The sequence below is a fragment of the Pseudoalteromonas sp. MEBiC 03485 genome (genome assembly GCF_004195145.1).
Lineage (GTDB): Bacteria > Pseudomonadota > Gammaproteobacteria > Enterobacterales > Alteromonadaceae > Pseudoalteromonas > Pseudoalteromonas apostichopi.
In genome coordinates this window covers 3,544,111-3,567,204 of record NZ_SGBT01000001.1, presented here as the reverse complement: position 1 = coordinate 3,567,204, position 23,094 = coordinate 3,544,111, and the positions used below count along the sequence as shown (strand labels likewise).

Annotated in this window: 27 protein-coding genes and 1 tRNA gene; 21 read left to right on the top strand and 7 right to left on the bottom strand. The window is 40.8% G+C overall.

All coding sequences use genetic code 11. The annotated features are described in order from the left end of the window. Positions 1–327 precede the first annotated feature (327 nt). From EVU92_RS16420 to EVU92_RS16375, 10 genes are all read left to right on the top strand, one after another. Positions 328–1,137 carry a sulfite exporter TauE/SafE family protein gene (locus EVU92_RS16420; protein ID WP_130052129.1) on the top strand — a complete coding sequence of 270 codons (810 nt, stop codon included), beginning with the start codon at positions 328–330 and terminating at the stop codon, positions 1,135–1,137. Positions 1,138–1,151: 14 nt separating this feature from the next. Next, entirely contained in the window at positions 1,152–1,955 is an 804-nt protein-coding gene (lgt, locus tag EVU92_RS16415) for a prolipoprotein diacylglyceryl transferase (protein ID WP_130052128.1), read from the top strand. Positions 1,956–1,968: 13 nt separating this feature from the next. After that, complete coding sequence (locus tag EVU92_RS16410) at positions 1,969–2,820, top strand: thymidylate synthase (protein ID WP_054562236.1); 852 nt, start codon at positions 1,969–1,971, stop codon at positions 2,818–2,820. A 26-nt stretch (positions 2,821–2,846) separates the two neighbouring features. Beyond that, complete coding sequence (galU, locus tag EVU92_RS16405; protein ID WP_130052127.1) at positions 2,847–3,728, top strand: UTP--glucose-1-phosphate uridylyltransferase GalU; 882 nt, start codon at positions 2,847–2,849, stop codon at positions 3,726–3,728. A 345-nt stretch (positions 3,729–4,073) separates the two neighbouring features. Beyond that, positions 4,074–4,637 (top strand): SPOR domain-containing protein, encoded by a 564-nt coding sequence (locus EVU92_RS16400; RefSeq protein WP_130052126.1) that lies wholly within the window; start codon positions 4,074–4,076, stop codon positions 4,635–4,637. Between the two features lie 72 nt (positions 4,638–4,709). Continuing rightward, a complete protein-coding gene (locus EVU92_RS16395) occupies positions 4,710–5,114 on the top strand; it encodes an SPOR domain-containing protein (protein WP_130052125.1) in 405 nt (134 codons plus the stop codon). 223 nt (positions 5,115–5,337) lie between these two features. Continuing rightward, complete coding sequence (locus tag EVU92_RS16390) at positions 5,338–5,931, top strand: FlgO family outer membrane protein (protein ID WP_130052124.1); 594 nt, start codon at positions 5,338–5,340, stop codon at positions 5,929–5,931. 14 nt (positions 5,932–5,945) lie between these two features. After that, positions 5,946–6,620: a FlgO family outer membrane protein gene (locus EVU92_RS16385; RefSeq protein WP_130052123.1), complete on the top strand. Its 675-nt coding sequence runs from the start codon at positions 5,946–5,948 to the stop codon at positions 6,618–6,620. A gap of 3 nt (positions 6,621–6,623) precedes the next feature. After that, the gene (locus tag EVU92_RS16380) at positions 6,624–7,277 is read left to right on the top strand and encodes a FlgO family outer membrane protein (protein ID WP_130052122.1); all 654 of its coding nucleotides are present in this window, start codon (positions 6,624–6,626) and stop codon (positions 7,275–7,277) included. 224 nt (positions 7,278–7,501) lie between these two features. Further along, a tRNA-Arg gene (locus EVU92_RS16375) sits at positions 7,502–7,576 on the top strand. Positions 7,577–7,603: 27 nt separating this feature from the next. Here EVU92_RS16375 and EVU92_RS16370 read toward each other — a convergent pair. The 3 genes from EVU92_RS16370 to EVU92_RS16360 all read right to left on the bottom strand — a co-directional run bounded on the left by EVU92_RS16370 (position 7,604) and on the right by EVU92_RS16360 (position 11,252). Then, entirely contained in the window at positions 7,604–8,668 is a 1,065-nt protein-coding gene (locus tag EVU92_RS16370) for a zinc-binding dehydrogenase (RefSeq protein WP_130052121.1), read from the bottom strand. A 187-nt stretch (positions 8,669–8,855) separates the two neighbouring features. Beyond that, positions 8,856–10,289 carry a sodium:proton antiporter NhaD gene (gene nhaD / locus EVU92_RS16365; RefSeq protein ID WP_130052120.1) on the bottom strand — a complete coding sequence of 478 codons (1,434 nt, stop codon included), beginning with the start codon at positions 10,287–10,289 and terminating at the stop codon, positions 8,856–8,858. A 234-nt stretch (positions 10,290–10,523) separates the two neighbouring features. Beyond that, positions 10,524–11,252 (bottom strand): glutathione peroxidase, encoded by a 729-nt coding sequence (locus EVU92_RS16360; protein ID WP_130052119.1) that lies wholly within the window; start codon positions 11,250–11,252, stop codon positions 10,524–10,526. 110 nt (positions 11,253–11,362) lie between these two features. Here EVU92_RS16360 and EVU92_RS16355 point away from each other — a divergent pair, with 110 nt between their 5' ends. Beyond that, a complete protein-coding gene (locus tag EVU92_RS16355) occupies positions 11,363–12,262 on the top strand; it encodes a LysR substrate-binding domain-containing protein (RefSeq protein WP_130052118.1) in 900 nt (299 codons plus the stop codon). Here EVU92_RS16355 and EVU92_RS16350 read toward each other — a convergent pair. Then, complete coding sequence (locus EVU92_RS16350) at positions 12,245–13,435, bottom strand: flagellar assembly protein FlgT (RefSeq protein WP_130052117.1); 1,191 nt, start codon at positions 13,433–13,435, stop codon at positions 12,245–12,247. The two genes, EVU92_RS16355 and EVU92_RS16350, sit on opposite strands and share 18 nt — an antisense overlap. 109 nt (positions 13,436–13,544) lie before the next feature. Here EVU92_RS16350 and EVU92_RS16345 point away from each other — a divergent pair, with 109 nt between their 5' ends. After that, a complete protein-coding gene (locus EVU92_RS16345) occupies positions 13,545–14,003 on the top strand; it encodes an LPP20 family lipoprotein (RefSeq protein WP_130052116.1) in 459 nt (152 codons plus the stop codon). 113 nt (positions 14,004–14,116) lie between these two features. Here the strand turns inward: EVU92_RS16345 and EVU92_RS16340 are convergent, their stop codons facing one another. From EVU92_RS16340 to flgA, 3 genes are all read right to left on the bottom strand, one after another. Beyond that, the gene (locus EVU92_RS16340) at positions 14,117–14,548 is read right to left on the bottom strand and encodes a flagellar protein FlgN (RefSeq protein ID WP_130052115.1); all 432 of its coding nucleotides are present in this window, start codon (positions 14,546–14,548) and stop codon (positions 14,117–14,119) included. After that, entirely contained in the window at positions 14,541–14,861 is a 321-nt protein-coding gene (gene flgM, locus EVU92_RS16335) for a flagellar biosynthesis anti-sigma factor FlgM (protein ID WP_054553314.1), read from the bottom strand. Before flgM ends, EVU92_RS16340 begins: the two co-directional genes overlap by 8 nt. A 78-nt stretch (positions 14,862–14,939) precedes the next feature. Next, the gene (gene flgA, locus EVU92_RS16330; RefSeq protein WP_130052114.1) at positions 14,940–15,644 is read right to left on the bottom strand and encodes a flagellar basal body P-ring formation chaperone FlgA; all 705 of its coding nucleotides are present in this window, start codon (positions 15,642–15,644) and stop codon (positions 14,940–14,942) included. Between the two features lie 142 nt (positions 15,645–15,786). Between flgA and EVU92_RS16325 the strand changes: the two genes are divergently transcribed. The 9 genes from EVU92_RS16325 (at position 15,787) to flgH (ending at position 23,084) form a co-directional block, all read left to right on the top strand. After that, positions 15,787–16,719 (top strand): chemotaxis protein, encoded by a 933-nt coding sequence (locus EVU92_RS16325; RefSeq protein ID WP_130052113.1) that lies wholly within the window; start codon positions 15,787–15,789, stop codon positions 16,717–16,719. A gap of 21 nt (positions 16,720–16,740) precedes the next feature. Beyond that, positions 16,741–17,571: a protein-glutamate O-methyltransferase CheR gene (locus EVU92_RS16320; protein ID WP_130052112.1), complete on the top strand. Its 831-nt coding sequence runs from the start codon at positions 16,741–16,743 to the stop codon at positions 17,569–17,571. 135 nt (positions 17,572–17,706) lie between these two features. Continuing rightward, a complete protein-coding gene (gene flgB / locus EVU92_RS16315; protein ID WP_130052111.1) occupies positions 17,707–18,117 on the top strand; it encodes a flagellar basal body rod protein FlgB in 411 nt (136 codons plus the stop codon). A gap of 2 nt (positions 18,118–18,119) precedes the next feature. Next, on the top strand, positions 18,120–18,551 hold the full coding sequence (flgC, locus tag EVU92_RS16310; RefSeq protein ID WP_130052110.1) for a flagellar basal body rod protein FlgC: 432 nt from the start codon (positions 18,120–18,122) through the stop codon (positions 18,549–18,551). A 13-nt stretch (positions 18,552–18,564) separates the two neighbouring features. Next, entirely contained in the window at positions 18,565–19,245 is a 681-nt protein-coding gene (locus EVU92_RS16305; protein WP_062566777.1) for a flagellar hook assembly protein FlgD, read from the top strand. Between the two features lie 51 nt (positions 19,246–19,296). Next, a complete protein-coding gene (gene flgE / locus EVU92_RS16300) occupies positions 19,297–20,649 on the top strand; it encodes a flagellar hook protein FlgE (RefSeq protein WP_130052109.1) in 1,353 nt (450 codons plus the stop codon). Between the two features lie 161 nt (positions 20,650–20,810). After that, positions 20,811–21,575 (top strand): flagellar basal body rod protein FlgF, encoded by a 765-nt coding sequence (locus EVU92_RS16295; RefSeq protein ID WP_130052108.1) that lies wholly within the window; start codon positions 20,811–20,813, stop codon positions 21,573–21,575. 21 nt (positions 21,576–21,596) lie between these two features. Further along, positions 21,597–22,385 carry a flagellar basal-body rod protein FlgG gene (gene flgG, locus EVU92_RS16290; protein ID WP_130052107.1) on the top strand — a complete coding sequence of 263 codons (789 nt, stop codon included), beginning with the start codon at positions 21,597–21,599 and terminating at the stop codon, positions 22,383–22,385. Positions 22,386–22,400: 15 nt separating this feature from the next. Next, positions 22,401–23,084, top strand: coding sequence for a flagellar basal body L-ring protein FlgH (gene flgH / locus EVU92_RS16285; RefSeq protein WP_130052106.1), 684 nt, complete (start codon positions 22,401–22,403; stop codon positions 23,082–23,084). Positions 23,085–23,094 lie beyond the last annotated feature (10 nt).

Here is a 23,094-nt window from a genome sequence, read left to right as displayed (position 1 = left end):
GCTGTGAAGCGCCTATACCCAAGCCACCTCAAGATGCAAAATTCAGCGTTTCACAGGAGCTTAATATCAAGGCGTTACTTTGCAAGAATGGCATCCCCTTTTAAGAAGTAACAACGATGAGAGTAAGTGCCTGTGAAGCGCCCAAAGGGTTGGTTTAAAAGCGATTTATACTGCGTTATTGATTTTAACAATAGAACCACTATTACTTGCAATCAATGTCTTGCCTAAATCGCTTTTAATTCCAACTGAAACTCGCATCTTGAGGTGGTTTGGGTATATATATTAGTTTAGTATATGTATATAACAAATTGAATATATGAGTGTGCTATGCATGACGTAATACTTTTAATGGTGTACTGCGCAATTTTGGGCTGTGTGGTTGGATTTTTAGCAGGTTTATTAGGCATTGGTGGCGGTCTTATTATCGTACCGGTACTTAGTGCGCTACTGGTTTCGTTTGATGTTGCAGACCCAAGCCATGTATTAGTTATCGCGATAGCGACATCGTTAGCATCCATTATTTTTACCTCGACATCTTCAGCCCTTGCTCATCATCGTAATGCTAACGTACCGTGGGAAATTGCTCCTTGGGTCATGACTGGGGTTGGACTGGGTGCATTAATAAGCGGATTTGCAGCAAGCTTTATTCCTGAACAACTATTGCGCTTTGTTTTTGCTGGGAGCGTTGTGTTTATAGCCTTGAGAATGGTGTTATCAACACGCACCAAAGCTGCCAGTGAAAAGCCGCTTCCTTCAGGACCTATTCTTGGCTTTTTATGTGCCATAATGGGGGCGTTGTCAGGGTTAATAGGTATTGGTGGTGGGGCGCTGATTGTGCCGCTACTGCATTATTTTTCTGTTGATATTAAAAAGGCCATTGGTTGTGCTGCAGCATGTGGTATTGTCATTGCGCTGTTTGGCTCGGTGGGTTATGTATCTGCTGGGTGGCAATTAACATCGTTCAGTGATGGATTTGCCGGATTTGTGTATTTACCTGCTTTAGTCGGGATTGTGGTTACCTCGTCGCTAATTGCGCCTATAGGTGCCAAAGCCACGCATTACTTGCCAGTGGCAACAATAAAAAAAGTATTCGCGCTATTACTTGTAATAATTGCGCTTAAAATGGTGTTTAGTTAAAGGTTTTTAATTTTATGGCTCTTCAATTTCCAGATATCGATCCGGTTATTTTTTCGGTAGGCCCGCTCAGCGTACGTTGGTACGGTTTGATGTATTTAATTGGTTTTGCTTTAGCAATGTGGCTTGCTAATCGTCAAGCTGAAAAACCAAACTCAGGTTGGACAAAAGAACAAGTAAGCGACTTGTTATTTTACGGCATGCTCGGTGTGATACTCGGTGGTCGTATTGGTTATGTGTTGTTTTATCAGTTCAGTTATTTTATTGAAAACCCACTGTATTTATTCAGAATTGACCAAGGTGGTATGTCGTTCCATGGCGGTACCTTAGGTGTGATTACCGCAATCGCCATATTTGCTTGGACACGTAAAAAGTCATTATTTGAAGTAGGTGACTTTGTGGTGCCATTAGTGCCACTCGGTTTATTAGCAGGACGTATTGGTAACTTTATTAATGGTGAGCTGTGGGGCCGAGTAACTGACGTACCTTGGGCGTTTATCTTCCCTACTGGTGGGCCAGAGCCTCGTCATCCATCTCAACTGTACGAAGCCTTTTTAGAAGGTCTGGTGCTGTTTTTAATTTTACAATGGTTTATTAAAAAGCCTCGTCCAGCGGGAAGTGTTGCTGGGGTGTTCTTGCTTGGCTATGGTGTGTTTAGATTTATTGTTGAATATTTCCGAGAGCCAGATGCCCATTTAGGTTTATTCGCAGGCGTTATTTCAATGGGGCAAATACTGTCATTGCCGATGGTAATTGGTGGTCTTGGTTTGTTAATATGGGCCTATAAAAAGCCGCAACACAGCGTGGCAAGCAAAGCATAATATGAGCTAATCAATGAAACAGTATTTAGATTTATGTCAGCGCATAGTTGACGAAGGTGTGTGGGTTGAGAATAAACGCACAGGTACCAAATGTTTAACCGTTATTAACGCTGATCTTGAGTATGATGTAGCGAATAACAAGTTTCCGCTAATTACAACACGCAAAAGCTTTTACAAAGCCGCCATAGCTGAATTACTTGGTTATTTACGAGGTTACGATAGTGCTGCACAGTTTCGTGATATCGGCTGTATGACTTGGAATGCAAACGCAAACGAAAACAAAGCTTGGCTTGAAAACCCACATCGTCGTGGTGAAGATGATATGGGGCGTGTCTATGGTGTTCAAGGCCGCAGCTGGCAGCGCCCTGACGGTAGTCACCTAGACCAACTTAAAAAAGTTATCGATAACTTATCTAAAGGCATAGATGATCGCGGTGAAATAGTCACTTTTTATAACCCAGGTGAGTTTGAGCTAGGCTGTTTACGCCCTTGTATGCACACGCACACCTTTTCTTTGTTAGGTGATACTCTATACTTAACTTCATACCAACGCAGCTGCGATGTGCCGCTAGGTTTAAACTTTAATCAGATACAATGTTTTGTGCTACTTGCTTTAGTTGCACAAATTACCGGACATAAACCAGGTAAGGCGTATCATAAGATAGCCAATGCACATATTTACGAAAACCAACTTGAGTTGATGCGTGATGTGCAGCTAAAGCGTGAGCCTTTCGCGTCACCAGAATTAAAAATAAACCCAAACATTAAATCACTTGAAGACATTGAAACCTGGGTTACAAAAGACGATTTTGAAGTAGTAGGTTATCAGTGTCACGATGCAATTAAGTATCCGTTTTCAGTGTAAGAACAATAAAATTTAAGGAGAAATCAATGAAAGCTGTGATCCCAGTTGCTGGTCTTGGCACGCGTATGTTACCTGCGACAAAAGCAATTCCTAAAGAAATGCTTCCTATTGTTGACCGACCACTGATTCAATACGTTGTAAATGAAGCAATTTCTGCAGGAATTAAAGAAATTGTTTTAGTGACGCATTCAAGTAAAAACTCAATAGAAAACCACTTTGATACCAGTTTTGAGTTAGAAGCAACGCTTGAAAAGCGTGTTAAGCGTCAGTTACTTGCAGAAGTGCAATCAATCTGCCCGAAAGATGTAACGATTATTCAAGTTCGTCAGGGTGAAGCTAAAGGTCTTGGCCATGCTATCAACTGCGCAGCACCTATCATAGGTAATGAACCATTTGTAGTTATCTTACCGGATGTGATCATTGATGATGTGGCCAGCGACCTTAAAAAAGATAACTTAGCCGAAATGATCCAGCGCTTTGAAAGCACAGGTGAGAGCCAAATTATGGTGGAGCCTGTTCCGCAAAATGAAGTAGATAAATTTGGTGTAGTGGACTTAGGTGATGTAAAAATCCAGCAAGGTGAAAGTGCTGCAATTTTAAACATGGTTGAGAAGCCTCCGATTGAGCAAGCACCTTCAAATCTTGCTGTTGTTGGCCGTTATGTATTGAGCAAAAATATTTGGCCATTACTTGCAAAAACTCCTGCAGGCGCAGGCGATGAAATCCAATTAACAGATGCGATTGCTATGCTAATGGAAAAAGAAACTGTCGATGCCTACTCAATGAAAGGTAAAAGCCATGACTGCGGCAGTAAAATTGGTTATTTAAAAGCGATTGTTGAGTTTGCACTGCGTCGTGATGAATTCAAAGGTGAGCTTACAGACTTCATAAAGTCGCTGGTAAAATAAGCAATTTAGATTTCTAGTCAAAAATTACTTCATAAAAGTGCCTATATGGCACTTTTTTATTATTTACATAAACCTTACAATTGTCGATCATTACCCAATAAAGGATTTTTCTGATATACCTTTGTCTTAACGCATTGTTACTATTGAATGTAAATGAATAGTTTCGTTTATGGCTGTTTTCCAAAAATAACTAACACAAAGGTTATAGTCGAAACGTTAATTCGTTAGTGGTTACGTTTTATATCTCAAATTATCTTTTAAGTGTTGATGTACAGGTAAGTACTAACAATATGCTCTTCTTTTAATAAGAAGCTAATTTTAATGGTACTTTAAAGAATCCTGATTATGAAATGTTACTTAAAGTCTTTGCGTTACAGTTTATACCTGATGGTGTTACTAGCTGTAGCTGGCTGTAGTAATAACCCATTGCCTTCTATTCTTAAAAATAAAAATATTAATATTACTTACCTTTTTAACAAAGCGTTTAAGCAATCAGATACTTTTAGTGTACTAATTCAAACGAGCCCAGATAAAGCAGCAATAAACTATAAATCAGTTGAAAATGTTAAGCAGATTCAAGATATCGATCTCAACTCTGTCTCTGAGTCATCAAACAAAACGGAGTTTCCTGAGCACAATTACAGTTTTGCTTTACAGCTTATGTCTGTTGAATCAGAACAAAGCCTTGCCTATTCATTTAAAAAAATGGTTAAGCGTGCGCCGAATATCTTCCAAGGAAAACCGATACTTAATATCGAAGTTACTAAAGTAAATGAGCATACTTATTATCGCCTTAAGTTTGGCCGTTATAAGTACTTGAAAAATGCCAAAGCCGATTGTGAGGCTATTAAGCGGCAAGGAATTGATTGCTGGGTTGGTAACTACACTGACAACCGAATATATTTTTAGGGTTAAAGTTCATTCTAAAGGTGGCATTTTTATTGCTATGTTTTAAGCCTGTTTTTGAGAATCGACGTAATCATGCATTTTTCTATTTTTTCTAAATACCTATTGATAGCCATCAGCTTAACTGTTTTAACAGCCTGTATGATGAGCCAAGAGCATAGCCAGCCTGAGCAACCATTTACGCATTCACAAAGCGCAGCTATTGCAGCAGCCAAAGCAGTAGAACCGGGCGTGCAATTAGGTTTATATTTAACACCGACAAAAGTAAGTCACCGTGTATTAGAGCTAAAGCGAGACTACCCTGATGTTTTGCATGGCCTGGATTTTCGTTTTAAAAAGCGTGAGCACAAAGGCGTAACCGTGTATGGACTAAGAGCTGGTCCATTTACAAACTATACTCAAGCTACTGCATTTTGTGAAATAGTAAAAAAGCTAGGGCAAACTTGTGTGACAGCTCCTTTTGTTGGACAGGTACTGTAGCTACTGCTTTTGCGTCAACTAACTTTGCTATTCCTGTTTTAACAACCTCACATACTCAGTCTGAGTAGCGATTAATAACTTAAAACAGATCCATTACAAAGCGGCTTACTTTCTTTAATCACAGAGTTTCTTGCTTCACTATTATCTAGCTATATCTAGCAAATAATAATACTTAGGCATAATTATTGCTTTGTACTTACTAAGTTTAGTGAGGATGGCAATTATGCGCCTGTTATTTTATTCAGTTTTTTTAGTGTTGGTGGGTTGTAGCTTAACTGAAGAGCCACAAAGTGCGCCCCCTAGAGAAACTCCAAAATCGCCAATGGCACCATATACGGTGCATCAATACGTTGCTGATTTAAGCAGTCAGTTGAGCCGTATTCAAGGCCCTTATAAAGGTAATGCTCGTATTGCTGTTACCAGTTTTTATATGGCTGATGGCTTAGGAACTGATTTAGCAGAAGATCAGGGCAGTGGCTTAAGTCAGCAAATTCAAGAAAGTTTATTAACGCAATTTACTCAGCTTGGTTTTCATACTATCGAGTATCGGTTAGAAAATACTTTAAATTTGCAGCAATCGGCCGATAGTGTACTTAGTCGTGATGTAAATACCTTACGTCAACGTCAGAATATTGACTTTGTTATTACCGGCACACTGACGCGGCAACAACATGCCTACATAGTTAACGCCCGATTGGTAAATACCAAAGATCTGCGAATAGTGTCAGCAGCAAGCACCGAGATCCCCATTAATGTCATGTGGGGAGCTGAAAAAGTTCAGCAGCGTGATGGCCAGTTGTATCGAAGCGAATATTAAGAGGAACTCATTTAATGAAACGTTTAATTTTAACTTTATGTTTGCCTTTAGGCTTTGGTTGCTCTTCGATGTTAACAGGTGATGCAACACAGCATGATAATGAGCCTCAGTTAACTGCGCAAAGAGAAGTCGCCGCGCCGCATAGTAACGACAGTGTGTTCCAAACTAATAAGGCGGTGATGAACAACAGCACTTTTACCGCTGCACCAACGCGTAAAAATATTAATCATTATGTGCGTGGCATCATGCAAGACTTAGTTGAAAATTTGCAATATGTTAGCGATACCACGCCGGTTGCTGTTTCAAGTTTTGTGTACCTTGATGCTGATTACAACTCAACGAATTTGCTAGGTAATCAAATTGCCGAAAGTTTCATTCATGAACTGCACGCATTTGGTGTACCTGTCATTGACTTTAAAACTACTGATTATATGCGTGTCACGCCAAGTGGTGACTATGTTTTCAGTCGTGATTATTTAGAGCTAAGCCAAGATCAAAATTTTAATTATGTATTGGCAGGTACCTTGGTTAATCATCAAAGTGGTGTGCTCGTTAATGCCCGTATTGTTGGCTTAGCAAGTAAAGCGGTTGTAGGGTCAGCGCAGGGTTTTATCCCGCAATCAGTGGTTGATGCCCTTGATAGCACCAACCGTAGTGATGGTATTACACTAAAACAAGCAAGTGAGTAAGCTATGAAAGGTTTTATCTTAGCATCGTTAACGCTCGCGCTATCCGGCTGCCAATTGCTGCCAGAGCAATCAGCAGAGCCGAAAAACGCACAGGCTTCAGCAAATGGTCAGTTAGATTACGTTGCTATGCTGCAAGCAGTTGAACAAAACGACATGCAGCAGGATAACGCTAACCATCGTCTATTTGTGCCATATCAACATCATAAAACAGTTGTCAATTATGTCGAGCAAATGGCGCTTGAATTAGTTGATACTATGCAACAAGAAAGTGAGTTAGGAATTGCTATTACTTCTTTTGTCGATTTAGATGCAAGCTTAAAAACCAGCTCTCAACTTGGTAATCAACTATCGGAAACAATGCTGCACCAGCTGCAGAAATTTGGCTTTGGGGTTGTTGATTTTAAAGCGATGGATGTAATTAGTGTGACCTCACGTGGTGATTTTGTGATGTCGCGTGATATAGAAGAGTTAGCCGAGCGTCGCATTGCCAGCCATGTACTTACAGGCACGCTTATATATCGCCCAAATGGTGTAGAAGTGAATGCGCGAGTGATTAATTTAAACTCAAAACTTGTTATTGCCAGCGCACAAAAAGTGATCCCGTATTTTGTGCTAAAAAATGAGTCAATCCAATCTGCAACAGCTAGCGTTAATTAGCTCTTGCATTACACCAATCGGCTATTCTCGAGTCGATTGGTTTATTCTCCTTGATTAGCAAAGCCTTAGACCGTTATAATTTTAGTTACAAGTTACAAGTTACAAGTTACAAGTTACAAGTTACAAGTTACAAGTTACAAGTTACAAGTTACAAGTTACAAGTTACAAGTTACAAGTTACAAGTTACAAGTTACAAGTTACAAGCAATCCCTCAGCTTTTGAGTGGCCTCTTAGTTAAATGGATATAACGGCCCCCTCCTAAGGGGCAGTTACAGGTTCGATTCCTGTAGGGGCTACCAAGTTACCTCAGCACCCCCTAAGCTTAATTAACCCGTTACTTTTTCAAGCTCACCTGTGCGCCATGGTTCAATGATGATTTTGATATGGTCGTTTGGTTTAAACAAGGTATCAAAGGCACCTTGTACGCCGTCGATGCCGACTTTTCCTGTGCGCATTTTTTGCCATGCAATTTTACCTGAAGCGATGTTCTCGAGTGATTGAGCAAATTCTTCTGGTTGATAGTAATAAGAGAAAATAAGGTCTAACTCTTTGACAGTTGCATAGGCAAAATTAACGTTAAGTGGTGCAGTATGTACACCTGTTACAATGATTTTTGCTTTTGCTGGCGCACGTAAAATGTAGTCGTTTAATAAGCGGCTGACACCGGCGCATTCAAAAATAACTACCTTGTTGCTACCTGCAAGCACAGCGGCTTTAGCCACTTCATCATCCGCCATAGGGTTAACATATTCAGTAGCGCCAAATTCAAGGGCAATTTGTTTTTTGCTTTCTTGCGGATCAGAGGCAACGATGTGTTTTACGCCTTGTAACTTTAATGCGGCAATCGCGGCAAGGCCAATTGGGCCACAACCAACTACGATTGCAACATCATCATTATGCATTTGTGCGCGGTTCACTGCATGCAGGCCAACAGCAAGTGGTTCTGTAATGGCTGCCGCTTCTGATGGAACTGCATCAGGAATAGGTAACAACAAAGCTTCATCAACGATAAAGTATTCAGAATAGGCACCATACAGCCCTGGAGTTACACCTACGCCAGCACCGCCAGCAGAGAGTAAGATTGGCACTGAGGTTACACGGGTTCCTTTAGCAAGTTCGCCTTTGGTATTTGGGCCGTAGCTGACGATTTCTGCCGCGTACTCATGACCTAATAATATTTCTTGGTCGTCACCTGCATCATTAGCCATTATGCCAAGGTTTTTATAGATATCGAATACATCACTGGTGTGGCGTGTAATATGAATATCTGAACCGCAAATACCGCAAGCTAGGCTTTTTACTAATACTTGGCCGGGTCCAGGAGTGGGAATATCAATTTGTTTTACATGCAACTTGCCATTTTGCATGGCAACAGAATTCATTTGGCTCATATGTGTGTCCTCAATTCACCTTATTTGTGAATTATTAGACTAAAGTAAAGTACCTGCCTTAATCTTGACTTTTTGCGACAAAAACACCGCTTATTGCGACATTGCTGTTTATAAACCGCTCATTGTGGAGTGTTCAAAGTTAAAACCCTAAAAACGATTAGGGTTTTAACTTTAACATTACAGAGGTTTAGCTGAAGTAGGCAGTATTGAGATATAAGTGAGTTAATACACCTGCAAAGTAACCGAGTAAAATAACCGGTGACCATTTTAAGTGGCTATTAAAGGTGTAGATCCCTCGGGCTTGACCCATTAGTGCAACCCCTGCCGCAGAGCCAATTGATAACAGGCTGCCACCTATACCTGCTGTTAAGGTGATAAGCAGCCATTGACCGTGCGACATATCAGGCATCATTTGTAACACCGCAAACATCACAGGAATGTTATCGACTACCGCTGACATTAAACCAAGAATAATGTTCGCACCGGTAGCAGACCAGTTGTTATAAAGTAAGTCAGAAAGCAGTGCTAAGTAGCCAATAAACCCTAAGCCACCAACACAAATTACAATGCCATAGAAGAACAAGAGCGTGTCCCACTCGGCTCTTGATACACGGCTAAATACATCAAAAGGAACAACGTTACCTAAGCGAGATAAGCGTTCTTTGTCACCTTCGCGCTCTGCCATAGCGCGTTTTCTGGCAAGGGAGCCGGGGAGTGTCACGCGTAAGAAGTAGCCAAAAAACTGTAAATAGCCAAGGCCCATCATCATGCCCACAACCGGCGGTAAACCAAAGGCTGTTTTTAGCACCACGGCGGTTAAAATAGTCAGTAAGAATAAGCACAATATGCGAAGCGCACCCCGTTTAAGTTCAATATCTTCATCGGCCGTATCCGGGTGACGGTTATTGATAAATAAAGACATAACAAATGCAGGAATAATATAGCTGACTAAAGCTGGTAGGAATAAAACAAAGAACTCGGTAAAGGCAACAACATCGGCTTGCCAAACCATCAGTGTCGTGATGTCACCAAATGGGCTGAATGCGCCACCGGCATTTGCGGCTATTACAATATTGACGCACGACATAGCAATGAAGCGGTTATCATTTGCTGCTACCTTCATTACAACTGCACATAAAAGTAGGGCAGTAGTTAAGTTATCGGCTACAGGTGAAATACAAAATGCCAGTACACCGCTTATCCAAAATAATTGCTTGTAGCTAAAGCCCCTCGCAACCAGCCAGCTTCTTAAGCCATCAAATAAACGGCGCTCTTCTAGTGCATTGATGTAGGTCATCGCAACGAGCAAAAATAGCATTAACTCTGAAAATTCTAACAGGGCGTGACGAAACGCGTTAGTGCTCAGATCGGATAAGTTTTGTGCACTGTACTGCCAAGCAATAAGTGTCCAAATAATCCCGGCTGCAACCAATACGGGTTTTGATTTGCGTAAGTGAATTTTTTCTTCGAGTATGACGAGCACATAAGCAAAGATAAAAATAACAAGGCATATAATGCCAACAGGGTGGGTGAGTAAATCGATCGTACCAGTTGACGCAGCATGAGCTTGGCCACCGAAACATAGCAAGGAAAGGAGCAGTCCTTGTATTAGTTTTTTCATTTTATATTCCAATTAAATCATCTTAATTTCGTTACGGTTTAAGTAAATGTAGCTGCAGACATTTTAGGTTCATTCTTTGCTTTATGTAATAAATTGGTAACTAAGATGTTGGTATTTTGAATATAAATATCGGTGATGGTGAGAGCAGACCAGTTGGTTAATTTGTTTTTTAATCAATAGGTTGTAGGTGTTTAAATAATATAAGGGCTGCATTCAGCAGCCCCAACTTGAAAATTATGCAAAGTGTTTTTCTAAATCGTCAGAGCCACCAATGTGCTCACCGCCTATGAATACTTGCGGTACTGTCTCACGACCTGAAATAGCTTTTAAGCTGGTTAATGATGCGTGTTGACCTAATATAATTTCTTCGTACACATAACCCTTTGCTTCTAATAATGCTTTAGCTTTTGTACAGAATGGGCAATTAGGTTTCGTAATAATGCTCACTGACTCTGGTTTTATTTGCGCAGGGTTAATGTATTCAAGCATGGTATCAGCGTCAGATACTTCAAATGGGTCGCCTGGCTTTTGCGGTTCAATAAACATTTTTTCGATAACGCCGTCTTTTACAAGCATAGAATAACGCCAGCTGCGCTTACCAAAGCCTAAGTCGTTTTTATCAACTAACATACCCATGCCGTCAGTAAACTCACCGTTGCCGTCTGGCAGTAGGGTAATATTTTGGGCTTCTTGGTTTTGCGCCCAAGCATTCATCACGAATGTATCGTTTACAGAAATACAGACAATGTCATCAACACCGTTTTGTTTAAATACAGCAGCAAGCTCATTATAACGTGGTAAATGTGTTGATGAACAAGTAGGTGTAAATGCGCCAGGTAATGCAAATAGCACAACCGTTTTATCTTTAAAGATTTCGTCAGTAGTAACGGATTTCCATTGCTCGTCAACACGAGTTGCAAATGTAACGTTTGGTACTTTTTGGCCTTCGATATTGTTTAACATTGTTTTGATTCCTCTTGATTTGTTGAGTGCTATTATGCGGTTTAATTTTTGATAGTTCCAATCGTTTGTTTGTATTGATATGATAGATAAAAGCTATTAAAGGTGCGGTTATGAATTTAAAAGACTTTGAATATGTAAAAGCGGTTGCACAGTACAAGCACTTTAGAAAAGCAGCAGATGCCTGCTATATCAGCCAACCTACGCTAAGCGGGCAAGTTAAAAAGCTTGAACAAGAATTGGGTGTTGTTATTTTTGACCGTTCAACTAAGCAGGTCACAATCACCGCTCAAGGTGAGCAATTACTTAAACAGATCACATTTATTCTTGAGCAAACGCAAGTGCTCAAAGAAATTGCCGCCAGCTCACACGATCCACTAAAAGGTAAAATAAATGTAGGGATTATTCCTACCATCGCACCTTATTTACTGCCAACGCTATTAACATCAATGAAGCAAGCTTTCAGTGAAACCCAATTTTCATTTACTGAAATGCAAACAGCACAAACGCTGCTGGCCCTTGATAATGGAGAGATTGATATTGCAATTGTTGCTGATGTAGCCGATTTAGCGCCTTATCATGTTTCACCGCTTTATAAAGAAGATTTTTTGGTCGCGGTGTCAGAGCAACACGTATTAGCAGAACACACTGAAGTCGCTTTAGCTCAATTACAGGATTGTGATTTATTAATGTTAAACGAAGGGCATTGCTTTAAGGAGCAAGCAGAGCAATTTTGTTTTTCAGCTGGGGTTGAAGTCTCGAATCAATATAAAGGTAACAGTATAGAAACCTTACTCGCGCTGGTAGCAATGGATGATGGGGTAACCTTTGTTCCTAAGCTTGCATGTACACCACGTGAAGGAGTGAAGTACTTAGCGATTGCACCTAACCAGCAACGGCAAATTGTTATTACAACACGCAAACATTACCCGCACATAGCAGGTGTTGAGCAATTAGCTAATTGGCTAAATGCTCACAAGGGGTTACAAAGACATTTACTCGCTAGCAGCTAATTCAACAATATCATTAATTTGAATGTTAGGCAGAGGTTGCTGATCAATACTCACGGCAACCGCTGATTGCTGATAAAGCTGAGTCACTTTTACCTGATTAAGTGTCGTGATTTTATGCGGAAGTTTATTACCCTGTGCATCCGTTAGGTAATTATGGTGTGCAATATTTAAAACTTGCCCTTGCTCGAGACCATGAGCCTTACCAAGGTTTATAATCAGCCTATCGTTTTCGATATGCAGTATTTTACCTTGCGTGGGCAAACAGGCCATGGCTGCTTGTAAGTCATAGGTTAGAGTTTGGTTTATATCACTAATAGCTTGGCCATAGTCGGTTGCCCAAAATCGGTCACTATAAACATCGATGATCTCAGTCTTTTTATACGGCCAAATGCCTTCTGTTTGGTAGCTTTTTTGCCAAAGTTTTTCGTAAGTTGTGCCATCAAAGAGCACATAATCAACTTTATATGCGCGCTTAAAACTGTCATCCTGCCAAAATGCATAGTCGTTATTAATTTTATGGTTGACCGACAAATCACGAATACGACTTAGTAACACATATTGCGAGTTACTTCGGCTAGTGATTTCCTCAAGTAGTGCATTACTATAATCGTATTGCTGAGTGAAAAAGTGATCTACCCTTAGCGGCATGTTGTAATAAGCCGTTGGCTTAGCTGCCATTTGTGTATTGCTTAAGCTATTATATAGGTGTTCGCTTATTGCTTTGTTTACGTCAAAAATTTGGCCCATACGTGCTTGCTCGCGATTGGCAAGTTGGCTTTGCGTAACAGCAATAAATTTAGTGTATTGGTTTGCAGGGCACTCTTCTGTTTGAGCAAAGATGTCTAAGCGAAGCGTAATAGCATAGGTGTCGTTATGACGATCTTCGCTGATTAATTCTATTTTCTGGATTTCACCGTGGCTACTTATTTTCAGCTGATCTTGCGTCAAAACCCCGTCAACTAGAGTCTGTACAGAGCTTACTCGAGCGCCAGAAAACACTAACGCCTGAGTAATGGCATCTTTAATGGCGGCAGATTTGGCTTGGCTAGTATCGCCATTTTTTACAACTGCATGGCCTGTAGATTCAAACCATTGCGCTAAACTATTGTTAGAAAACAAAATTGTAAAAGCTAAGCCAAGGCTTTTTAAGCAGGCTATTGTTTTATTGTTCATGCTGACACCTAGCATTAAAACTATTGAATAACCTAAATGAGCAAGGACTGTACCACAGTGGCATTAAACGTGCATATTTGTAGACAAGAGTTTTAAGCGGAAGCAAATTATGCGAGTACTTCTATTAGGTGGGCTAGTTGCCTGCGCAGCATTAACAGGCTGCAGTAGTATTTTTGATAAACATGTAGAATACACTTACATTGAGCCAGATAGCTACCCGGTGCTAAAAGCTGTGGGTTATGCGCCAATAAGTGCTCAGCCTGGCAGTAATGAATCGCAGCGTACTCTACTTGCGATTAAAGCCTCAAAGCTTGAAGCTTACCGCGAGCTTGCTGAGCAAGTTTACGGGCAAAGAATTTCCGCAGGCACTACAGTGCAAAACAGCATTGCTCATAATGATCAATTACAAAGCCAAGTACAAGGTGTGATCAAAGGTGCACAGGTTATTAAAACCTATGCAGTAGGGGACACCTACGCAACTGAATTACAGCTCGATATGAAACGAGTGCACGATTTATACATCGGCGAAGTAAAACCGCGCCAAGTGAAAAAAGTAACATATTATTAGGTGCAACTTAGTCTAGTTGTAACCTATTGGCTTGCCGCATAAGTCCAGCAAATTCTGCAAGCATAAAAAAAGCGCGATAACTTAGTTATCGCGCTTTTTTAATGAAATAGCATTTAGGCTTTCAAGTTGTGAACGATTTTCTTATCGCCTTGAATAACACTGCCGCCTTGGTCGTAGGTCATCGATGATGGCGCACCGATTAAAATATCCTTAAGTTGTTTAACACTCAGCTGTGCTTGATGGGCTGCATGGGCATTAACATCGTTTTTCTTTTTGCAGCTTGATAGTAAAGTGTTAACTTGCTTGATAAGTGAACTCACTTCGTCATCTTGCGAATCATTGTGCGCAACAAGCTTATGAACTTCTTTATCAATTGTTTGGATTTGTTGTAACAGAGAGATTTTTTGTTGGGCAATACTCTTTAATCCATCGCCACGTTTTGCAGCAATGGCTGTCAATTCATCATCTAACAGCGCAGCAATAGACTCTAAGCACGAAACTTGTTGTGTTAGTTTACTGGCAATTAAATGATTATGATCAGCCATAGACATCAAACTCGAATGCAGCAATGTTCTTTGCTAACTTCTCAGCATCAATTTGGTATTTACCTTCGCTGATTGCTTTTTTCAGCTCAGCTACTTTATTGCTGTCAAAGCCAGATGATTGCTCAGCTTTTTCTTGCAAAGACTTAAGCTGTTTAGCTTGAGGTGTTAAGCTCACAGAATCTGCACTTGCTTTAGGTGCGGCTGACTTTGCAGCAGCTGCATTAGCATTATCTTTTTGTAAATCAAGCTTCTTTTGCTTGGTATTTGTCAACACAGAAGGCTGTTGTTGACCATTATTGACATTGCTTACCATAATTTTGACCTATACATTACCCAACATATGCCTTTATATCGGCGGGCACAGCGGATACTTTAGCATAAATATAAAAAATTAAATATTTACTTGTACAGACTCGACCCCATCCACACGTGCATTTAATACTTTACCTGATTTTTTGTTTTTTACACGTACTAATTCGTCTAACGTGCCATCTTCTAAAGCAATCCCAGTGGTCTTAATTCTTAAACCGCGTAATGAGGCATAAATAGTGACATTATCGCCTTTGCAAACCATACACACCTGACGCATTACAATAGGGCTGCCATCACGCAAGTTACGTTTGCTACGGCTGCCAATAAGTATAGACTCATCTTGTACGTATTGCGTTCTAACAAACTGCTTTGGTTTCATTTCAACACGTAAATGCTCTGGACGGATGACTTCACCACGAGCAAGGTTGGTTGTTACAACAACCACAGGTTCGAGCTCAATTATGCGGACATGGACGTATTGGGTCCAACTATTTAGGTCTTGGCACTTAAGTTGTACAGTTACCTGCCGATTAAAAGGAGGTTCTGTTGGTAACTCTTTGTTTATTGGCGACTCACAAAACCTCTCTGGAATGCGACCATCTAATGGTAAAGCACTTATTTGTGGTTTGGTGTCCAGATCAGGGAGCTGTTCGCTAACAAAATCGATAGCGATTTGTTGAAGTTGCTCGTTATTATAAACTTCTGCCTGCAGTTGTGTTGCAAACAACAGGCTAGTAAGAAAATAAAAAACACTGTATCTTCGGCTTTTTTTTAACAAACTCATATTGTTTCGACTATGCTTATGGTTGAAAACAAGGTATAAATATTTTGCGTCAAAAAACAGACGCTTCGTAACCTTATGTAGCTTTAACACAAAGAAGGCAATTATTGTTCCAGCTCTGATTGTTTATCTTTAGGAGATTGAAATGGCAGGCATTTTAGACTCAGTTAACCAGCGTACTCAGTTGGTTGGGCAAAACCGCCTTGAATTACTATTATTCAAACTCAGAGGGCGACAACGCTTTGGTATCAACGTGTTTAAAGTAAGAGAGGTTTTGCAATGCCCACCACTTACTAACATGCCAAAATCAAACGCGTATATTCGCGGCGTTGCGCACATTCGTGGCCAAACTATCTCTGTTATTGATTTATCGATGGCCGTAGGTGGTCCGGCAATTGAAAATATCAAAGACAGTTTTATCATCATTGCTGAGTACAACCGTTCAGTGCAAGGATTCTTAGTTGGCGGAGTTGAGCGCATCGTTAATATGAACTGGGAAAAAATAATGCCACCGCCTTCAGGTGCGGGACGTTATTCATACTTAACAGCGGTCACTGAGATTGAAAATGAGTTAGTTGAGATACTTGATGTAGAAAAGATCTTAAACGAAATTTGTCCAGTTAACACTGAAGTGAGTGCTGAAGTGGTTGGTGAGGGTGAAATTCAGCGTGATTTAGGTGAGCGTATTGTCTTTATTGCTGACGATTCAGCGGTAGCTCGAAACCAAGTTAAACGTGCGCTTGAACCGTTAGGTGTACAAACTGAGTTAGCTAAAAACGGCAAAGAAGCATTATTACGTTTACGTGAGATTGCTCAGCTTGATTGTAAAAATGATATTACTGAGCGCGTTGGCTTATTGATATCTGACGTAGAGATGCCGGAAATGGATGGTTATACCTTAACCGCCGAAATTAAAGCAGATCCAAAATTATCACCTCTTCATGTGATCTTGCATACCTCTTTAAGTGGTGTATTTAACCAAGCAATGATTGAAAAAGTAGGTGCCGATGATTTTATTGCAAAATTTAACCCAGATGAATTAGCAACAGCTGTGAAAAAGTGGGTTCATTGTGATTAATTATTTATAGGTGGTATTACTTTGGAAAATAAGCATTTACAACAAAGCGAATACGATCAATTCCGCTCTTTCTTAGAACAACAATGTGGCATCGTGCTTGGTGATAACAAACTTTACTTAGTAAAAAGTCGCCTAGCGCCGCTTATGGCACGTTTTAATGTCGAGTCTTTATCACAGTTGGTAAGTAAAACCTTAAGTCCTCATGAGAGGCAGCTTCGTGCCGCTGTGGTTGATGCGATGACCACCAATGAGACGCTTTGGTTTCGAGACCAATACCCATTTGAGCTATTGAAAACGAAGCTATTCCCTGAACTTAAAGATGTTCGTCGACCATTGAAAATATGGTCAGCGGCAAGTTCATCAGGGCAGGAGCCATACTCTATTGCCATGTCGGTCGCTGAGTTTCAGGCTAAAAACCCTGGCGTATTAAAGATGGGAGCGCAAATAATTGGCACAGACATTTCTAATACCATGCTTGATATGTGTAAGAACGCTGAGTACGACTCGTTAGCCCTTGCTCGTGGTTTGTCGATGGAACGACGTCAGAAGTTCTTTAAGGACAGCGGTAATGGAATGGCTCAGGTTGTTGAACCTATTCGCAAAATGGTGAGCTTTAGACATTTAAACTTACTAGATTCATACGCCTTAATGGGCAAGTTTGACATTATATTTTGTCGTAATGTGTTAATTTACTTCTCACCAGAAGTAAAAGCTAAAATCATTTCGCAATTTGCTCAAGCTTTAAACCCTAAAGGTTATCTATTTTTAGGTGCATCTGAATCAATGGCGGGCCTTAGTGACAGCTTTGATATGGTTCGTTGTAACCCTGGTATTATCTATCAAAAAAAGTAAACTCTCCTTAGCAACCTAGTCCTTAGGTTGCTAAATTTATCTATTTTTCAGTATGTTATACAAATAAAGCTTACTCCTTATTTTTGGCTTATCTTTTGCATTGTTCACTGCAGAGTCAATTTTTTGGAGATGGTTATGGCTATCAGTTTTGATAAAGCATTTGGAGTTCATCCGCATGCGATGTTGATCCGTTCACAACGCGCTGAGTTATTAGCGACAAATATCGCTAATGCTGATACGCCGGGCTATAAAGCGAAAGACATCGATTTTGCCTCGGCATTAAAAGCGGCAAAAAGCAACCAGCAAGGTGGCAATAGTATGGTAAGAACCGATGCTAAACATATTGCCGGAGGCAGTCGTTTTGTTGGTAATGCAGAAATGTTTCGTACGCCAAATCAAGCAGATACAGGTGATGGTAACTCAGTTGATATACAAGTGGAACGAAACTTGTATGTACAGAACTCATTAGAGTATCAGGCAAGCCTGCAATTTATGAGTAGTAAAATTAAAGGCCTTAAAAAAGCCCTCGGTAGTCAAGGAGCTTAATCATGAGTTTGTATAATGTTTTTGATATTTCAGCAACCGGTATGAGCGCGCAAAATGTCCGCTTAAATACTACTGCCAGTAATATCTCGAATGCGAATTCGATTAGTTCTAGCCAAGATCAGACGTATCGAGCGCGCCATCCTGTTTTTGCTGCAGAGTTGACTAAAGCGTCAGCATCACAAAGCAATCCTCAGGGCTCTTCTGTTGGCGTTAAAGTACTAGGCATTGTAGAGAGTGATAAGCCTCTGCAAATTGAATATAACCCAAACCATCCAAGTGCTGATGAAAATGGTTACATCTATAAGCCTAACGTTAATGTTGTAGAAGAAATGGCAAATATGATTTCTGCCTCTCGCTCTTACCAAACAAATGTGCAAGTTGCTGATGCAGCTAAGCAAATGTTAAGTAAAACACTGTTGCTTGGGCAGCGGTAACCGAGGATAAGTTATGAGTAACGACATCAGCAGTGCGTCATCCACGTATTTAGATAATTTACGTTGGCAAGACAATCAAAATAAAACAGAAGAGAAAGATGATACTTTAACGCAAGAAGACTTCTTCTCACTTTTAACACAACAGTTGTCGTTTCAAGACCCAAGCAAGCCAGCTGATAATGATCAAATGATTGCGCAGATGACGAACTTCACTATGGCTGAGGGTATTTCAAACTTAAATGAGAAGTTTGAATCACTGACTGCTTCAATGACATCAAATTCTGCGTTACAGGCTTCTACCCTTGTTGGTAAGCAAGCATTACTTGAGTCTGACACGATTGATTTTGATGGTGAAAATCTCGCTAAAGGGTCGGTAGTTGCAGAAACTGCCGTTGAGTCTTTAACGTTAAGAATAACCGATTCATCGGGCCAGTTAGTGCGCACGATTGAATTAGGTTCGCAGTCAGCGGGTGCTCTTCGTTTTGAATGGGATGGTAAAGATAACGATGGCAATGTACTCCCTGAAGGTGAGTATGACATTAGTGCTGAAGGCTTCGTAAATGGAGACTACAGCAGTATGCCAATGGCGACCTTTAAGAATATTGAAAGTGTCAATATTAATGGCGCCAGCGGCATTATCGTAAATACAAAAGAGGGTGCGGTTAGGCTAACTGATATAGCTGAAATCGCATAAGTAAAAAAGGTTTGGGTTAGCTTAGGCTAAGAGATAGGTTAGAGGTGAGTTATGAGCTTCAATATTGCATTAACAGGCTTAGCAGCCGCGCAAAAAGATTTAGACGTTACAGCAAATAATATTGCTAACGTCAATACCACGGGCTTTAAGGAGTCTCGTGCAGAGTTCGCTGATGTGTACGCATCATCAGTATTTAGTTCTGGTAAAACAAAAAATGGTGACGGTGTAAGAACAACAATGGTGGCACAGCAATTCCACCAAGGTTCATTATCTTTCACTAATAACTCACTGGACTTAGCAATTACTGGTGAAGGTTACTTTGCCATGGCAAATGACCTAGGTGCACAAGATTTTACATATACTCGTGCTGGTGCGTTCAAACTTAATAAAGACAACTTTATTGTGGATGCTAGCGGAAACTACTTACAAGGTTTCCCTGTTGATGAAGCAACGGGTGATACAACTTCTGTTAGTTTAAGCACATCTTCTGCGCTACAAATTCCTGATGCATCAGGTTCTCCACGCGCTACGACCAATGTTTATTCGTCGTTTAACTTAGATTCTCGTGCATTAACGCCAGCAGTTACACCATTTGACCCAGAGACAAGTGCGTCGTACAACAGTTCAACATCAACCACGGTGTATGATTCTTTAGGTGAGCCACACATTTTACAGTTCTTCTTTGTTAAAACTGACGCAGCAGTGACTGGTAATGATAATGAATGGCAAGTGTTTGCAACACTTGATGAAAAGCCGTTTGCTGCTAATGGTACTGAGCAAACTGCGTCGCCATATACACCTATTTCAACTTTTCAGTTTGACTCAAGTGGTTTACCACAAAGCACAGATGGGACTGCAAATACGGATGCTACGTTTAATCCATTAACAATACCTTCAGGCGGTATATCTGGTTTACTGTCTAATGGTGCGAGTTTCCCTGATGATGTAAACATTAACTGGCGCGATGAAGCTGGTACAACGAATAAAATACCGACTCAATATGCAAGTAACTTTGAAGTGAAAGCGCTTGAGCAAGATGGTGCGACTGTTGGTCGTCTATCAGGTATCGATATTGGTACCGATGGTAAAATTGTTGCTTCATACAGTAATGGTGATACTTCTTTCCTTGGCCAAGTTGCGATGGTACGTTTTTCGAACTCACAAGGCTTGCAACAAGTAGGTAATACTGCTTGGAAGAAGAGTTTAACATCAGGTGAGCCGATTGCTGGCGAACCAGGTTCAGGTACTTTAGGTTCAATTAACTCATCTGCGCTTGAGCAGTCGAATGTTAACTTAACTAGTGAACTTGTTGATTTGATCAGTGCGCAGCGTAACTTCCAGGCAAATTCACGTGCGCTTGAGGTTAACTCAACACTACAACAAAATATCCTACAGATCCGTTAATTTTAGCGGCTCTAAGCTAAATCCGACACGAAGGCTGCTCCCTCTATTGGCAGCCTTTTTTCATTTTACCGACCTCATTTTTCTTTCCTATTTTAGCGTCAATTTTACTTTGGCACTTTTATTGCATTTCTTAGTTATCGTATTTTTAGTGAGTCAATGTTATGGACAAAATGGTCTACATTGCCATGTCGGGTGCAAAGCAAAGTTTGCGAGGTCTTGAACTCAAGGCCAACAATCTTGCTAATGCTAACACCACTGGCTTTAAAGCTGATTTTGCACAAGCTCGCTCTATGCAAGCCTTCGGTGAAGGTTTGCCATCTAGGGTGTTTGCAATGCAAGAACGCCCTGGATCTAATATGGAATCGGGTGGCTTTGTTGAAACTGGCCGCGAGCTTGATATCGCGATGAGTGACCGTGGTTGGTTGAGTGTACAAGATGCATCAGGCAATGAGGCGTACACCAAAACTGGCACATTAAACATTACTCCAGATGGCGCGTTGATCACTAGCCACGGCCGTCAAGTAATTGGCGAAGGTGGTCCAATTATTTTGCCGTTACCTATCGAGAAAGTTGAGTTTAGTGAAGATGGCGCTATTCAGGTTCGCCCACAAGGTGCGCCTGCTAACTTTTTAGAAGTAGTTGATCGGCTGAAAGTGATTGAGGCTGATAACACCATGCTCGAAAAAGGCAATGACGGATTATTCCGACCAAAAGAAGATATGTTGGTAAATGATCTATGTGGTTTTTGTGATATTTCACCTAACGTGAAAGTACTGTCGGGAACGCTTGAGATGTCGAATGTAAACCCAGTGCATGAAATGGTCGACATGATCAGCAATCAACGCCAATTTGAATTACAAGTTAAATTGATGAAAACAGCCGAAGAGCTCGATGAGCGTCAAGATCAGCTGTTACGCATTGTTTAAGATGACTGAGAGGGTAGAGTTATGAATCCTGCATTATGGATCAGTAAAACCGGGCTTGACGCCCAGCAAACCGATATTTCGGTGATCTCAAATAATCTCGCGAATGCCAGCACGGTCGGTTACAAAAAAAGCCGCGCCGTATTTGAAGATTTACTATATCAAAACATTAACCAACCAGGTGGTCGTTCGTCACAAGACACTGAAATGCCATCGGGCTTAATGCTAGGTGCCGGTGCCAAAGTGGTTGCTAACCAAAAGAACTTTTCACAAGGTAACATGCTTACCACAGAAAATTCATTGGATTGGATGATTTCAGGTCCTGGTTTTTTTGAAGTGCAATTACCTGATGGCAATATTGCCTATTCACGTAATGGTCAATTCACGACTGACGAAGATGGTCGAATTGTGACATCGGGAGCGGGTTTTCCGTTGCAGCCTGAAATGAATGTTCCAGATGATGCACAATCAATCACTGTTTCGCAAGACGGTGAAGTGTCAGTTCGTATCGCAGGGCAACCAGACAATGTGGTAATTGGTCAGCTAACTATTAGTGATTTTATTAATCCATCGGGTCTTGAGCCCATGGGGCAAAACTTATACACAGAAACCGCTGTTAGTGGTGCGCCTGTGCAAGGTAACCCAGGTATCGATGGTTTAGGCAGTGTGGTTCAAGGTTCTCTTGAAACGTCTAACGTGAATGTGACAGAAGAGCTCGTTAACTTGATTGAAACACAACGAATTTATGAAATGAATTCAAAAGTGATTTCAGCGGTTGATGAAATGCTTAGTTACATTAATCAGCAGCTTTAATGGGTAGGAGGCAGCATGCGTAATATTATCTTAGTCACATCGGCAGCATTAATGCTGGGTGGTTGTATGACAACGCAAAATCATCATGTGGTTCAGGATGACCCTTACTATGCGCCTATGTACCCGGAGCCTACAACAGAGCCTATGGTACCAACGGGGTCGTTGTTTGATAGTTATTCATCAAATGACTTGTACTCAGATAAAAAGGCTCTACGCGCTGGCGATATCATCACTGTTAAATTGCAAGAGTCTACTCAAGCGACCAAAGCAGCTAAAACCGAAACAGATAAAGAAACGGATGCGAGTTTAGATCCAGTAATTGGTCTGGGAGGTAATCCAGTTAACATTGGTGGTGATAGTATTCAATTTGGTATTGGCTCGGGGGCATCGTTTAAAGGTGACTCAAAGTCTAATCAATCAAACAGCTTATTTGGTGATATTTCTGTCAACGTGATGCGTGTTTTACCCAATGGAAACTTAGTTATTCGCGGTGAAAAATGGCTTACGTTGAACACTGGCGAAGAGTTTATTCGCCTTGAAGGCTTAGTTCGTCCAGAAGATGTTTCAGCTAGTAATACAGTAACATCAAACCGAATTGCCAATGCGCGAATTCAATATTCAGGTAAAGGGCAAATTCAAGAAACACAAAGCGCAGGTTGGCTGTCTCGTTTCTTTAGTAGTTCGCTTTTCCCATTTTAGAGGAACAAAG